Annotated in this window: 15 protein-coding genes and 1 pseudogene; 8 read left to right on the top strand and 8 right to left on the bottom strand. The window is 59.9% G+C overall.

All coding sequences use genetic code 11. From position 1 onward, the window contains the following. Positions 1 to 89: pseudogene (locus L9Z73_RS31495) on the top strand (NADP oxidoreductase); the annotation flags it as partial. Positions 90 to 153: 64 nt separating this feature from the next. Here the strand turns inward: L9Z73_RS31495 and mqo are convergent. After that, complete coding sequence (gene mqo, locus L9Z73_RS14975; protein WP_247402260.1) at positions 154 to 1,800, bottom strand: malate dehydrogenase (quinone); 1,647 nt, start codon at positions 1,798 to 1,800, stop codon at positions 154 to 156. 481 nt (positions 1,801 to 2,281) lie between these two features. Between mqo and L9Z73_RS14970 the strand changes: the two genes are divergently transcribed. Then, a complete protein-coding gene (locus tag L9Z73_RS14970) occupies positions 2,282 to 3,469 on the top strand; it encodes an MFS transporter (protein ID WP_247402258.1) in 1,188 nt (395 codons plus the stop codon). Between the two features lie 89 nt (positions 3,470 to 3,558). On the opposite strand, the gene L9Z73_RS14965 is transcribed toward L9Z73_RS14970, so the two are convergent. Together L9Z73_RS14965 and L9Z73_RS14960 are read right to left on the bottom strand one after the other, a co-directional pair. Continuing rightward, positions 3,559 to 3,780, bottom strand: a complete 222-nt coding sequence (locus L9Z73_RS14965; RefSeq protein WP_247402256.1) for a hypothetical protein — start codon at positions 3,778 to 3,780, stop codon at positions 3,559 to 3,561. 146 nt (positions 3,781 to 3,926) lie between these two features. After that, a complete protein-coding gene (locus L9Z73_RS14960; protein WP_247402254.1) occupies positions 3,927 to 4,292 on the bottom strand; it encodes a DUF6124 family protein in 366 nt (121 codons plus the stop codon). A 467-nt stretch (positions 4,293 to 4,759) separates the two neighbouring features. Here L9Z73_RS14960 and dusA point away from each other — a divergent pair, with 467 nt between their 5' ends. Both dusA and tal read left to right on the top strand, forming a co-directional pair. Next, positions 4,760 to 5,746 (top strand): tRNA dihydrouridine(20/20a) synthase DusA, encoded by a 987-nt coding sequence (gene dusA, locus L9Z73_RS14955; protein ID WP_247402252.1) that lies wholly within the window; start codon positions 4,760 to 4,762, stop codon positions 5,744 to 5,746. A gap of 208 nt (positions 5,747 to 5,954) precedes the next feature. Next, on the top strand, positions 5,955 to 6,881 hold the full coding sequence (gene tal / locus L9Z73_RS14950; protein WP_247402250.1) for a transaldolase: 927 nt from the start codon (positions 5,955 to 5,957) through the stop codon (positions 6,879 to 6,881). A 124-nt stretch (positions 6,882 to 7,005) separates the two neighbouring features. Here the strand turns inward: tal and rssC are convergent, their stop codons facing one another. Continuing rightward, on the bottom strand, positions 7,006 to 7,488 hold the full coding sequence (gene rssC / locus L9Z73_RS14945; RefSeq protein WP_017848891.1) for an anti-sigma factor antagonist RssC: 483 nt from the start codon (positions 7,486 to 7,488) through the stop codon (positions 7,006 to 7,008). Then, complete coding sequence (gene rssB / locus L9Z73_RS14940) at positions 7,488 to 8,669, bottom strand: two-component system response regulator RssB (protein WP_247402248.1); 1,182 nt, start codon at positions 8,667 to 8,669, stop codon at positions 7,488 to 7,490. Before rssB ends, rssC begins: the two co-directional genes overlap by 1 nt. A 277-nt stretch (positions 8,670 to 8,946) precedes the next feature. On the opposite strand from rssB, the gene L9Z73_RS14935 reads away from it, so the two are divergent. Beyond that, positions 8,947 to 9,243, top strand: coding sequence for a PilZ domain-containing protein (locus tag L9Z73_RS14935; protein ID WP_247402245.1), 297 nt, complete (start codon positions 8,947 to 8,949; stop codon positions 9,241 to 9,243). Positions 9,244 to 9,303: 60 nt separating this feature from the next. On the opposite strand, the gene L9Z73_RS14930 is transcribed toward L9Z73_RS14935, so the two are convergent. Further along, positions 9,304 to 9,993 carry an MlaA family lipoprotein gene (locus L9Z73_RS14930; RefSeq protein ID WP_247402242.1) on the bottom strand — a complete coding sequence of 230 codons (690 nt, stop codon included), beginning with the start codon at positions 9,991 to 9,993 and terminating at the stop codon, positions 9,304 to 9,306. A gap of 195 nt (positions 9,994 to 10,188) precedes the next feature. Here L9Z73_RS14930 and L9Z73_RS14925 point away from each other — a divergent pair, with 195 nt between their 5' ends. Next, positions 10,189 to 10,797: an HAD family phosphatase gene (locus tag L9Z73_RS14925; protein WP_247402239.1), complete on the top strand. Its 609-nt coding sequence runs from the start codon at positions 10,189 to 10,191 to the stop codon at positions 10,795 to 10,797. Between the two features lie 110 nt (positions 10,798 to 10,907). Continuing rightward, entirely contained in the window at positions 10,908 to 11,174 is a 267-nt protein-coding gene (locus tag L9Z73_RS14920) for a DUF4404 family protein (protein WP_247402236.1), read from the top strand. 138 nt (positions 11,175 to 11,312) lie between these two features. Here the strand turns inward: L9Z73_RS14920 and queF are convergent, their stop codons facing one another. Further along, entirely contained in the window at positions 11,313 to 12,143 is an 831-nt protein-coding gene (gene queF / locus L9Z73_RS14915; protein WP_247402233.1) for an NADPH-dependent 7-cyano-7-deazaguanine reductase QueF, read from the bottom strand. 86 nt (positions 12,144 to 12,229) lie between these two features. Continuing rightward, positions 12,230 to 12,769, bottom strand: a complete 540-nt coding sequence (locus L9Z73_RS14910) for a cupredoxin domain-containing protein (RefSeq protein WP_247402230.1) — start codon at positions 12,767 to 12,769, stop codon at positions 12,230 to 12,232. Positions 12,770 to 12,925: 156 nt separating this feature from the next. Here L9Z73_RS14910 and L9Z73_RS14905 point away from each other — a divergent pair. After that, the coding region (locus L9Z73_RS14905; protein WP_247402227.1) for a response regulator at positions 12,926 to 13,319 on the top strand (394 nt) is incomplete at its 3' end.

The following is a 13,319-nucleotide window of genomic DNA, read 5'->3' as shown; positions in this document are numbered from 1 at the left end:
TGGACCAGGCCGGGCTGAGGGCGGCCCTGGCTGCGGCCGAGCGCACCGTTGAGCTGCCTCCGGTCAACCGGGCGCACACCCTGACTTAAACAGCCGCTCACAAAAAAGCTCGCTGACCGTTAACGGTTCAGCGAGCTTTTTATTGGGTGTTTCTTACAGCGCCAGATCAGACGCCGGCTTGCTCGGCTCAGCCGCAGGCTTGGCAGCCTCGGTGGCCTTGGGAGCGGTCATCTGCGGAATCGCAGGTGGTGGGGTCAGTTGCAAGATACCGGCGGTGTAGGCCCATTCTTTGGCAACAGCCTCAGGACTGTCGTTCAGCTTGGTGCCATAGCTTGGCACGATCTGATGCAGTTTTTCCTGCCAGGCCGGGGTCGCCACCTTGTCCTTGAACACTTTCTGCAGCACGGTCAGCATGATCGGCGCCGCAGTCGACGCACCTGGCGATGCGCCCAACAGGCCGGCGATGGTGTTGTCAGCGGAGCTGACCACTTCGGTGCCGAGCTTCAGCACGCCGCCCTGCTCTTCGTCACGCTTGATGATCTGCACGCGCTGACCGGCTTGCCACAGGCGCCAGTCGGATTGCTTGGCGTTCGGGAAGTACTCTTTCAGGGCGTTGTAGCGGTCGTCATCAGACAGCATCAGCTGGCCAGCAAGGTACTCGACCAGCGGGTATTCACGAATACCGACTTTGGTCATTGGCCAGATGTTGTGGGTGGTAGTGCTGGTCAGCAGGTCCAGGTACGAGCCTTCTTTCAGGAACTTGGTCGAGAAGGTCGCGAATGGGCCAAACAGAATCACGCGCTTGCCATCCAGCACACGGGTGTCCAGGTGCGGCACCGACATCGGTGGCGCGCCAACCGAAGCCTTACCGTAGGCCTTGGCCAGGTGCTGCTCGGCGATGGTTGGGTTATCGGTCACCAGGAACGAACCGCCAACCGGGAAGGCCGCGTAGTCCTTGGCTTCAGGAATGCCCGACTTTTGCAGCAGGTGCAGTGCACCGCCGCCCGCGCCGATGAACACGAACTTGGCGTCGGTTTCGGTCTTGGTGCCGTCTTTCAGGTTTTTGTAGCTCACACGCCACGAACCGTCGGCGTTACGGGTGATGTCCTGCACTTCACTCGACAGTTTCAGGTCGAACTTCGGCGTGGTTTGCAGGTGAGCGACGAACTGGCGGGTGATCTCGCCGAAGTTCATGTCCGTCCCCAGCGGGCTCCAGGTGGCCGCGATTTTCTGGTTCGGGTCACGCCCTTCCATCATCAACGGAACCCACTTGGCGATCTGCGCCGGGTCTTCGGAGTACTGCATGCCGGCGAACAGCGGGCTCGCTTGCAAGGCTTCGTAACGCTTTTTCAGGAACTTGATGTTGTCATCGCCCCACACAAAGCTCATGTGCGGTGTGGAGTTGATGAACGAACGCGGGTTCTTCAGCACGCCCTGCTGGACCTGCCAGGACCAGAACTGACGGGAGATCTGGAACGCTTCGTTGATTTCGACCGCTTTCGGGATCTCAACGTTGCCGTTCTTGTCTTCCGGGGTGTAGTTCAGCTCAGCCAGGGCCGAGTGACCGGTACCGGCGTTGTTCCAGCCGTTGGAGCTTTCTTCGGCGACGCCATCGAGGCGCTCGACCATTTCCATCGACCAGCTCGGCTCCAGCTCGTTAAGCCAGACACCCAGGGTCGCACTCATGATGCCGCCGCCGATCAGCAGCACATCGACTTTCTTTGCCTCTTCCGCGTGAACGGACGTGATCCCCATCGACAAAGCCAACCCCAGCAGGGCAGTGTTTACTTTCTTAAACATCAGTAGCACCTATGATAAAACGCCATCCGCCCCACTGCCCCTGAGCCTGGCGAACCCTCGATCACGCTGCGCCAGGCAACGCACCGTGGGGTTTGCACATTCATTCAAGGACCGCAGGGTGGGCACACAAGGCCGACGTATCGACCTCACTTTTATGTCCCTTCTGCGCTGACTTTTTATCATTATTGGCTTCAGCTACCTGGGCGACCGCCAGCCGCCGGGACGTATACGGGTGTACGTTCCGAAGAAAGACTAGACCAAGATGGCGCGCAGAATATCACGCCATACCGCCGATATGCGCTGTTTGGCCAATTGACAACTCTAAAATATGGGTTTTTACAAGCCCGACGGACGCGACGTGGGGTCACAGGGTCGTCAGCGGAAGGGAACTCTCGTGTAAAAGGCGGCTCTAGACTCCCTCGCCGCCGCTTGCGTAGCATCGGCGGCTCCGCCTCGTACACCCTTCAACACAGAGCGATCCATGTCTATCCAGCAAACACCCGGGCACGTCCTGCCCGCGCGCAGCGCCGCCAAAATGGAAGCTGCCATGGCCGTGGGCGCTTTCGCGATCGGTACCGGCGAATTCGCCATCATGGGACTGATGCCTGACATCGCCCACAACCTGAACCTCAGTGAGCCGCAAGTGGGCCACGCCATCAGCGCCTATGCCCTCGGCGTGATGGTCGGCGCCCCGCTGCTGGCCATCCTCGGCGCCAAGCTGCTGCGCAAACACATGCTCCTGCTGCTCATGGGGCTTTATGCCCTGGGCAACCTGGCCACCGCCTTCACTCCGACTTTCGGCTCGCTGATGGCCTTCCGCTTTATCAGCGGCCTGCCACACGGCGCCTATTTCGGCATCGCTGCCGTGGTGGCGTCGACCATGGTGCCAAACGACAAACGCGCCGGCGCCGTGGCACGGGTGATGATGGGCCTGACCCTGGCCATGTTGCTGGGCAACCCAATTGCCACCTTCCTCGGGCAACACCTCGGCTGGCGCTCGGCATTTGCGCTGGTCAGCGCGCTCGCCCTGTGTACCATCGCCCTGGTCTGGCGCTACGTCCCCGACCGCCGCGACGAACCGCGCAGCGATCCACGCAAGGAACTGCGCGCCTTCACCAAACCGCAGGTGTGGATGGCCCTGGCCATCGGCGCGATTGGTTTTGCCGGGATGTTCTGCGTGTTCAGCTACCTGGCCCCGACCATGCTCGAAGTGACCAAAGTCACGCCGCAATGGATTCCCTTTGGCCTGGCCGCGTTTGGCGTGGGCGGGATCATCGGCAACATCGCCGGCGGCAAGCTGTTCGATCGCCTGCAGTTTCGCGCAGTGGGCTTGATATTGGTGTGGTCGATGGCGGTGCTGCTGTTCTTCCCCTTCGCCGCCGGCTCGCTGTGGAGCGTGCTGCTGAGCATGGGCCTGGTCGGCACCATGGTGTCCCTGGCCGCCCCGTTGCAGATCCGCCTGATGGACATCGCCCACGAAGCGCCAAGCCTGGCGGCAGCGTCCAACCACGCGGCGTTCAACCTGGCGAACGCGCTGGGGCCGTGGTTTGGCGGGATGGCGATTACTGCCGGGCTCGGCTGGACAAGTACCGGTTATATCGGCGCAGCCACAGCGCTCGTCGGCCTAGTCATCTACCTGATCGCCCGCCGCATGAAAGGCGGCCACTAACGCCTGCCATTCCGAAACCACTGCGCGCTTCAATGTGGGAGGGGGCTTGGCGGTGGGTCAGTCAAAACATCAATGACTGCCCCGCCCCATCAGTCATCACGCAACAACCCCGAACCGTACTCACCATAACTACTCCCCAGCCCGCTGCCGCCAAAATTCATCTTGGCGGCTTTGCTGGGGCTGTGGTCACCAAACGCCTGGCATCCCCCTGAAAAGCAAGGGTCGCTACTCACGCCCGACGAACCCGACGAACAAGCACCCAGCAGCAACGTGCCAGCGATCATCACGACTTTGACGAGGTTCGAGATCATTTTTCAGTTCCCTGTGGCCTGGAAGCGCGGGGGGCTTCCCGTGGAGATGATCGTAGGCCTCGAAGGCACGGGGAATGATGAAACTTCGCCAGGGGACAGGATGGGTTCAGGTTGCCGCCTTGGGGTAAGGCGGCGGGAGGGGGTTGTCAGGCTGTAGCCGGGCTGATGACACGAGCGACTTGGTCCTGGGCTCGGTCAACGAGTAGAGCGCTCAGGTCGATCAGTTGCTGAATGCCCAAGACAATGGCGCGCTGGGAGTCGTCGAGGTTAAAAGCCACGGTAGCGGCCATTTCGCTGGCGGACGCGAGGTTTTCGGAGGCGTTGGCCAGGAGGGTTTCGGTGTCTATGTCGGGGCTGACGAGGAATAGGTTGTGGGTTGGGTGTTCGACCGGTGATTCGTCTTCAGAGGGTGGCAAGTAATGAGGAATCGCTCGTTGAGCCGCAGCATGAAGCTTGGCGTCAGCGGGTAAAGCATTTGAAGCATAAGGCGGATTAGGTGTGACCTTGTACATGGCGAAGCTCCTTTAGCGTTTCAGGAACTGCCCATCTCACTTCCACATGAGGGTGGCAGCTGTACGCAGGTGTGGAAGACCAGGGCTAAAGGACCCGGCGCACCGAAGTGCCCCGCGCACAGCCGCCATAACGCAATCATACAGACGTAAAAAAACGCCGGTAGGTGTTTATGGGCGATTGAGCGCCTTCAGCTTGATCGGACTTCCACATCCGGCCGCTGGGTTGGCAGCGGCTTGAGGAGGTTAGCTATGGGAAGTCTGAGGGGCAAGCTGAGAAAAGTGTGGGATATTTCTCGGGGGAGATACTGGTCTGCCTCCGTAATACTGGGGGTCTGAGCCCGATATTCCCGGCATATGCCACACCCGCCCCCCGCTAGAAGTGTTGAAGTGCACGAAATACACCTCACCGACACCTAAGAGACATACCTGATAAACTGCGCCATTCGCCTCGCTGACTCAGATCGCCAATGTCCCTACAAACCGCTCCACTCTCCCGCCGCTTTTCTGTCGCACCGATGATGGACTGGACCGACCGCCACTGCCGGTTCTTCCTACGCCTGCTCTCCAAACACGCCCTGCTCTACACCGAGATGGTCACCACCGGCGCGATCCTCCACGGCGATCACGACCGCTTCCTGCGCCACAACGACGCCGAGCACCCTCTTGCGCTTCAACTGGGCGGCAGTGTTCCCGCCGATCTGGCCGCCTGTGCCCGAATGGCCGAGGCTGCCGGTTACGACGAAGTGAACCTGAACGTCGGCTGCCCCAGCGATCGGGTGCAGAACAACATGATCGGCGCGTGCCTGATGGGCCATCCGGCGTTGGTGGCGGATTGCGTGAAGGCGATGCGCGATGCGGTGTCGATTCCGGTGACGGTGAAGCACCGGATCGGGATCAATGGGCGGGACAGTTACGCCCAGTTGTGTGATTTCGTCGGGCAGGTGAAGGATGCGGGGTGTACCAGTTTTACCGTGCATGCGCGGATTGCGATTCTGGAGGGGTTGTCGCCGAAGGAGAATCGCGACATTCCGCCGTTGCGGTATGACGTGGCGGCGCAGTTGAAGCGGGATTTTGCCGAGTTGGAGATCATTCTCAACGGCGGGATCAAGACGCTGGAACAGTGCCAAGAGCATCTGCAGACGTTTGACGGGGTGATGCTGGGCCGGGAGGCTTATCACAATCCGTATGTGCTGGCGGAGGTGGATCAGCAGTTGTTCGGCAGTGCGCGGCCGGTGATCAGTCGGGCAGAGGCGTTGGCGCAGTTGCGGCCTTATATCGCGGAGCATTTGGCGAGCGGTGGCTCGATGCATCACATTACGCGGCATGTGCTGGGGTTGGGGACGGGTTTCCCTGGGGCGCGCAAGTTCAGGCAGTTGTTGTCGGTGGATATTCATAAAGCGAGTGATCCGTTGGCGTTGCTGGATCAGGCGGCGGGGTTGCTGGAGGGCCGGTGAAACCGGCGCCCACATGTTTATCGCGGCGTTCATTGGGCTGTTAGGTTGAACCTGCGGGCGATTTTGCCCTCCTATTTAGCAGCACGGCCAGTCATTCAAACGGCTGTTTTCAGGTTGTTGCCCTCGCAAACGATCGAACGCATTTGCGCCCTTGAGCGCCTGCCAGCGCTCGGGTAATGTCATCAGACCCATAGGACAGAGCACGCCCATGACTTCCAAGCTGGAACAACTCAAACAGTTCACTACCGTCGTCGCCGATACCGGCGATTTCGCGGCCCTCGCCAATCTCAAGCCGCAAGATGCCACCACCAACCCTTCCCTGCTGCTCAAGGCCGCGTCGATTCCGGGCTATGCCAAGTTGCTGGATGAATGCGTGAAGGACTGCAACGGTGATGTTGGCCTGGCCAGTGACCGTTTTGCGGTGGCGGTGGGTCAAGAAATCTTGAAAGTGGTGCCCGGCCGTATCTCCACCGAGGTGGATGCACGCCTGTCGTTCGACACTGACGCCGTACTCAAGCGTGCGCACCGTCTGATCGACCTGTATGACAAAGCCGGGGTTGGCCGTGATCGCGTACTGATCAAGATCGCTTCCACCTGGGAAGGTATCCGCGCGGCGGAGAAGCTGGAAAAAGAAGGCATCCAGACCAACCTGACCCTGCTGTTCTCCTTCGCCCAGGCCGTGGCCTGTGCCGAAGCGGGTGTGTTCCTGATTTCGCCGTTCGTGGGCCGTATCTACGACTGGTACAAGAAAGCCAACGGCAACGACTACACCGGCGCCGATGATCCCGGCGTGCAGTCGGTGACGCGCATCTACAACTACTACAAGGCCAATGACTACAAGACCGTGGTGATGGGTGCGAGCTTCCGCAACCTGAGCCAGATCGAAGAGTTGGCCGGCTGTGATCGCCTGACGATCAGCCCGGACCTGCTGGAGAAACTGGCGGCCGATACCGGCAAGCTGGAGCGCAAGCTGTCGCCAGGCCATGCCGGTGAAGCGCGGGTGCATCTGACTGAAGCGCAGTTCCGTTGGGAGTCCAACGAAGATGCGATGGCGACTGAGAAGCTGGCCGAGGGGATTCGTCAGTTTGCTCGGGATCAAGAGAAGCTCGAAGCGTTGTTGTCTGCCAAGCTGTAAAAGCGGCGGCAGCAAAAAGGGCGGCACCTGTGAGGGTGCCGCCCTTTTTTTCAGTTAGGAACTCGGTCAAATGTGGGAGGGGGCTTGCCCCCTCCCACACTGGGAGTGCATTCCAACAGGGCGGTCAGTGGCGTTCGAGGGCGTTGACGAGGTCGTGGAAGGCTTCGCGATTGGACTCGTTCAAGCCCATCAGGATTTTGTGCGCTTCCAGCACCTTGATCCGCACGATTTCCTCGGATTGGTCCTGGGACGGCAGGTCGGTCAGGCACTCCGGGCAGGGGATCGGGCGGTCAACGATGTTGAACACTTGATCGAAGCCCATGGACTGCAGCAGACGGGTGATGTCTTCGTGGGTGGTGACGACGGTGGGCAACAGGCCGACCTTCTGCCGAGACAGAATGGACAACTTGGCCAATAACCCAAGGGTGGTGCTATCGATGCTGCGGGTTTCGGTCAGATCGATCACGATCGCCGAGAAATTCAGTGCTGTGAAAATCCGCTCAATCGTTGCATCCAGCGCCGAACACAAGGTCAGGCGCACTTCACCGACAAACTTCAGGACGAAGGTCCCGTCTTGCTCGGCGAATTGGATTCTTCCGGTACTCATCAAAGATTCCTGCTCAACACCAATAGGGCGATATCATCCGGCATCTCCCCTAGCGTGGCCAATCCAAAAACCTGCCGCAGACCATCCAGGCTGCCGCCCGCCGACTTGACCCGTTGGGGCAAGGCGGCTTCTTTCTCTTTGAGTGTAGGCTCTGGAAGAAGGTCCAGGATGCCATCGGACATCAGCGTCAGGCTGAAGGTCGGCGGCAGCTCCAGGATGTGGTCTTCGTAGGTGGCTTCATTGAACAAGCCGACGGGCAGACCACGCCCTTCCAGGTAGCGCACACTGTCAGGAGTGTACAAAACCGGCATCGGCAGGTGACCGCCGATGCTGTAGGTCAAAAGACCGGTTTCTTCATCAATCACGCCGCCCACCATCGTCACGTGCTTGCCCAGCTTGCAGCTGATCAGGCCTCGGTTGATGTGGCCCAGCACCTGGGAGGGGGTGAATTCCGGCAAGGTGCCACTGCGCTTGGATTCAAACAACAGCCGTGTGGTCATAAACTTCAACAACACGGTGACAAACGCAGAGGATGCGCCATGGCCGGACACGTCGGCCAGGTAGAACGCAACCCGCCGCTCATCTACGCGGAAATAGTCGACAAAATCACCCGACAGGTACAGCGACGGGATGATCTGGTGCGCGAACTTGAATTCATCGATGGTCCACGGGCTGACCGGCAGCATGTTCATCTGCACCTGGCGACCGGCGTTCTGGTCTTCCTGGAGCAGGTTCAGGCTGGCTTCGAGTTCGCGGTTGGCGGTTTCGAGCTTTTCGCGGTAGCGCTGGTTTTCCACCAACAGGCGTGCACGATCCAGGGCACGGCGCACCGAGTGCTCCAGCACCGCCAGGTCTTGCAGGGGCTTGATCAGGTAGTCGGCGGCGCCCAGGCGCAGGGCCTCGACGGCATCGTTCATCACCCCGGCACCGGACACGACAATCACCGGCGTCTGCGGAGCAAGCTCGGTTACCTGGCGAATCAGCTCGAGGCCGCCCATCTGGGGCATGCGCAGATCGCAGATCACGAGGTCGGGCTTATCGCGCTCGAATACCTGGAGACCCTGTTGGCCATTGCTGGCCTGCAGGACGCTGAAGCCACTGTCTTCCAAATAGGCCGCAAGGCTTGCGCGCACTACTTCGTCGTCATCGATTATCAGCAGCGTGGCACTGGTTTTTGGCATGTGGGCAAACGGCGCCAGAATTAGGTTGGCGTAGGCGGCTCGGCAATGGCCGTGCTCACGCTACTGGATTCGCTTTCTAGCCTCTCTGTCCTACAAAGCATAGGCTTTTTGCCCACGCACAACTGTAAAGCAGAGGTGCCCTTCTAAGGCGCAGACGGTACTCCCATCCGCCAGGGGTTTCAAGCTCATGCCGATGGTCGCCGGGCGTCTTTACATCGCAAATCACAGGGAGTTATAAGAACAGCCATCACCACAACACAAAGTAAGGATGGAAGCTGTGAGCGAACACGAGCGCGACTACGCTGAAAAGCGCGATTTCATCCGCATGCGAGTGGATGCCGATGTCTCTTTGATCCACGCCGGGCAGGAAATTGACGGGGTTTGCGTGGACCTTTCCAGCTCCGGTATGCAAGTGCAGGCACCTCGCCAGTTCACGGTGGGCGACCTGCTGACCGTGCGCATCGAGTCGGAACATGCCGCCCTCACGGGCCTGGAAGCGGACACCCAGGTGGTATGGGCGAAGAACGAGGGCGATAAACAACATTTGGGACTGAAGATCCTGAAAATGCGCTAATACCCGCGCACAAAAAAGGCGACCACGCGGTCGCCTTTTTTCGTTTCAAGACGTCTCGACTTAGAAGTCGTCGACGACCTTCCCATCCTTGACCTTGAACTCGCGGTTCTGCAGGTAGGCGTTGCGAATGAAGGTGTACTTGTCGCCGGTGATCAGCTTCTCGCTGTCGAGCAGGCTGGCACGGGTGTCGACAATGTTCAGGCCAAAGGTGCTGTTGCGCCAGCCGATGTCGTTCATGTAGCGGTACGGTTGGGTGTAGCTGTCCACGTATTTGGACGGCGCGTCGCGCAAGGTGCTTGGACCCAGCAACGGCAGCATCACGTAAGGACCGCTGCGCACGCCCCAGTAACCGAGGGTCTGGCCGAAGTCTTCATCGCTGCGTTGCAGCCCCATTTTGGTGCCTACGTCGACGAAGCCCAGCACGCCGAAGGTGGTGTTCATCAACAGGCGGGCTGTATCCACACCGGCGGCGTGCGGCTTGAGTTGCAGCACGTTGTTGGCCAGGTTGCCGACATCGCCGATATTGCGGAAGAAGTTGTGAACGCCGTCCTGCACGAATTGCGGGGTCACAAACTGATAGCCTTGGGCCAATGGTTTGAGGGCGTAGGTATCAACGGTGTCGTTGAACGTGAAGATCGGGCGGTTGACGCTTTCCCATGGATCATCTTCCGACGCAGCGTTTACGGCGAAAGGGGCCAGCAGGACAGTGGCACACACCGACAGCTGAGCGAAGTAGTGGCTCCAGCGCATAGCTTTTGCTCCTTGAATGGTCTGTCATGGGCGCTATGCCCTGAATAAGGCGCCAGTATATGACGGAAGTGGCCTTTTAGGCATCTTCCAGGAAACGACATACAGAAAATGTACAAAATTCCTACAATTACTCGAGAGTGTCATCGACTTGTCACACCACCCCGATAGCGTCACAGCTATTTCAGGGATGTCGAAATGCCTCACGCCGAGATAGCCATCGCCACTGCCCCCACCTTGACCGCCGTGTTGTTTGGCCTGAGTGGCTGCCTGGTGGATTTTGGTTCCCAGGCGCGCACCGATTCACCCTCCCCGCATTCCGAGGCCACGCCAGGAGCATTGAAGATCCTGCGCAGCCTCAAGGAACAAGGCGTGCCCTGCGCCTGGCTGGATGAGCTGCCGCCCTCGGTGACAACCCCGCTGGCAGCTGCGCTGCCCGATTGGCTCAAGGCGGCGTCGCCCTCTTCCATCCGCTGGCCCGCCCCCCATGCGTGCTGGCAAGCCTTGATGGAATTGAACATTGAACGCCTGGAAGGCTGCGTACTGGTCAGCGGCGAGCCGCGCCTGCTGCAATCGGGCCTGAACGCTGGGCTGTGGACTATCGGCCTGGCGTCCTGCGGTTCGCTGTGCGGCCTGGCGCCAGAGCAATGGCAGGCACTGACCGAGCAACAGCGCGAATACAAACGCGGCAAGGCCACCGTGGCGCTGTATGGGTTGGGGGTGCATTCGGTGATCGATCACCTCGGCGAGCTCGGTACCTGCCTGGCGGACATCAGCCTGCGCCAGCTCAAAGGCGAAAAGCCCTGATTGAGATCATGCACAGACGGCGCCGGTAGATTAATCTACAGCTCCTCTCGTAGACCTTTCTCGGCGTGCCGTGGTCTACGCCAGTGCCTATCGATAAAAGGAAGAACACCATGCCTGCCCGCGAAAAACTGCAAGAACAGGTCAACATCCTGCGCGAGCAACTGGAACAAGAACCGCCGCTGCCGTCCGAAAAACGTGAAGCGCTGGAAGCCTTGCTTGCCAAGTTTGAAGTGCAACTTGAACTGGAACCGGCCACTCAGCCACCGAGCATCGCTGATGATGTGAACCGGGCGGTAGAAAGTTTCGAGTTGGACCATCCGGGCATTGCCGGGACGTTGCGCAATATTGTGATCACCTTGGGCAACATCGGCATTTAACCCGAGCCCAAGCCAAGCACAGAACCAAAATATGGGAGGGGGCTTGCTCCCGATAGCAGTGGGTCAGGCACAGAGACTGTGGCTGACACTCCGCTATCGGGTGCAAGCCCCCTCCCACATTTTGGTTTGTGTACAAGGTTACTGGCGCGCCAGGCGCAGGTTTTGGAACTGCACATCCTCAGTACTGCGATACGGGTTGATATCCAGCCCACCCCGCCGCACATAGCGCGCAAACACCGTCAACTTCTCTGGTTTCAGCAAGCGCTGCAAGTCCAGGAAGATCCGCTCCACGCACTGCTCATGGAAGTCCGAGTGCTGGCGAAAGCTCACCAGGTATTCCAGCAGGCTGGCGTGATCCAGCTGTGCGCCGCGGTATTGCACCGCCACGCTGCCCCAGTCGGGCTGGCTGGTGACCGGGCAGTTGGATTTGAGCAGGTGGCTGTACACGCTCTCCTCGACAATGCGCGAGTCATCGCAACGCAGCAGTTCCGGACGCGGGTGTTCGTAGTTGCTGACGCTGATATCCAGGTCATCGATGCACACCCCCGGCAACGCCACCAGGCCTTCGGCCTCAACTTCAGCCAGGCTGCGGATGCGCACGCCCACCGGCTTGCCGGCAGCAGCGCTGAGGTCGGTGCGCAACGTCGCCTCCAGGCTTTGCGTATCGGCAAACGCGGTCTGGTTCAGTGAGTTGAGGTACAGCTTGAAGGACTTGGACTCGATGATATTCGGCGAGTCGGCCGCAATACTGAATTCACCGATGGCCACCACCGGCTTGCCCGACGGCAGCAGCCAGGACAGTTCGAAGCAGTTCCAGAAATCCACGCCCTTGTAGGGCAGGGTCTCGGCGCTCAGGCCCAGTTCGGCCCATTTCGCGGCGCGCGGGATCGGGAACAGCAACGAGGGGGTGTAGGTGCTGATGTATTCACTGGACTTGCCCAGCGGCGAATTTTCGGCTGCGGGATGCATGGCGGAAACCTGGCTAAATAAACCCGACCAGTCTACCAGCCTTTGCCCCCGCCCCTAAGAAACACAGCACGCGCGCCCTCGCAGGCTCAATGGACGTTGAGCTTGCCGACCATGCCCGCTTGGTAATGCCCGGGAATATTGCAGGCAAACTCAAGGCCGGAGGCCTTGGTGAACGTCCAGACCAATTCGGCGGTTTTACCGGGTTCTACCAGTACGCTGTTGGGGTCATCGTGCTTCATCCCGCCCATATTGCCCATGTTGCCCATAGCACCGTGGTCCATGGCGCCGTGGTCCATCTTGCCCATACCGGTGGCGTTCAGCATGCCGCTCGACTGCATCTGCATCATTTGCTTCTGATGCTCAGCATGCATGGCCGCATCGCCCAGGTTGAACTCGTGGAGCAACTGGCCTTTGTTGACCAGCACAAAACGCACGGTCTCACCGGCCTTTACATCCAGGGACTTGGGCGAAAAGGACATATCCTGCAGCACCACTTCCACGGTGCGCGTGGCCTTTTCGGCAGATGCCGGCTGGCCAAATGCATAGGTGTGAGCCGTGTCAGCCATTGCACCAACACTCAACGCCAACAGACAGCCTGCCAACAACAGGGGGGTACGCAATGCCATCTCAATTCTCCAAAGGTGTGGGATCGGTCTGAGGACAACTCTAAGATTGCACCCCTGCCAGCTAGCTGACTGCTAGATTACAACTTTGTCAGGTTGCGCCCCTCCCCTGGCCACCACGGTATAAAGTCCGACGTGACCTGCTGCCAAGAGCTGCCCATGAAACTGCTGATCGTCGAAGACCAACCCAAAACCGGCCAGTACCTGCGCCAAGGCCTGGCCGAGGCCGGCTTTACCACCGAACTGGTGGCCGACGGCACCAGCGGCCAACACTTGGCGCTGACCGGCGACTACGACCTGCTGATCCTTGATGTGATGTTGCCCGGCCGCGATGGTTGGCAGATCCTCCAGGCCGTGCGCAGCGCCGGACTCGACATCCCGGTGCTGTTTCTCACCGCCCGCGACGCCGTGGAAGACCGCGTACACGGCCTGGAACTGGGCGCCGACGACTACCTGGTCAAGCCGTTCGCCTTTTCCGAACTGCTCGCACGGGTGCGCAGCCTGTTGCGCCGTGGCAGCAGCGCACCGCAGGAAACCGCCCTGCAACTGGCCG

This window comes from Pseudomonas emilianonis (assembly GCF_023072625.1).
GTDB classification, from domain to species: domain Bacteria; phylum Pseudomonadota; class Gammaproteobacteria; order Pseudomonadales; family Pseudomonadaceae; genus Aquipseudomonas; species Aquipseudomonas paraveronii.
This window is presented reverse-complemented; position numbering and strand designations above follow the sequence as displayed.

Coding starts and splice junctions, on each gene's coding strand:
- mqo (WP_247402260.1), bottom strand. CDS start 1,800: ATGTTTAAGAAAGTAAACACTGCCCTGCTGGGGTTGGCTTTGTCGATG.
- L9Z73_RS14970 (WP_247402258.1), top strand. CDS start 2,282: ATGTCTATCCAGCAAACACCCGGGCACGTCCTGCCCGCGCGCAGCGCC.
- L9Z73_RS14965 (WP_247402256.1), bottom strand. CDS start 3,780: ATGATCTCGAACCTCGTCAAAGTCGTGATGATCGCTGGCACGTTGCTG.
- L9Z73_RS14960 (WP_247402254.1), bottom strand. CDS start 4,292: ATGTACAAGGTCACACCTAATCCGCCTTATGCTTCAAATGCTTTACCC.
- dusA (WP_247402252.1), top strand. CDS start 4,760: ATGTCCCTACAAACCGCTCCACTCTCCCGCCGCTTTTCTGTCGCACCG.
- tal (WP_247402250.1), top strand. CDS start 5,955: ATGACTTCCAAGCTGGAACAACTCAAACAGTTCACTACCGTCGTCGCC.
- rssC (WP_017848891.1), bottom strand. CDS start 7,488: ATGAGTACCGGAAGAATCCAATTCGCCGAGCAAGACGGGACCTTCGTC.
- rssB (WP_247402248.1), bottom strand. CDS start 8,669: ATGCCAAAAACCAGTGCCACGCTGCTGATAATCGATGACGACGAAGTA.
- L9Z73_RS14930 (WP_247402242.1), bottom strand. CDS start 9,993: ATGCGCTGGAGCCACTACTTCGCTCAGCTGTCGGTGTGTGCCACTGTC.
- L9Z73_RS14925 (WP_247402239.1), top strand. CDS start 10,189: ATGCCTCACGCCGAGATAGCCATCGCCACTGCCCCCACCTTGACCGCC.
- L9Z73_RS14920 (WP_247402236.1), top strand. CDS start 10,908: ATGCCTGCCCGCGAAAAACTGCAAGAACAGGTCAACATCCTGCGCGAG.
- queF (WP_247402233.1), bottom strand. CDS start 12,143: ATGCATCCCGCAGCCGAAAATTCGCCGCTGGGCAAGTCCAGTGAATAC.
- L9Z73_RS14910 (WP_247402230.1), bottom strand. CDS start 12,769: ATGGCATTGCGTACCCCCCTGTTGTTGGCAGGCTGTCTGTTGGCGTTG.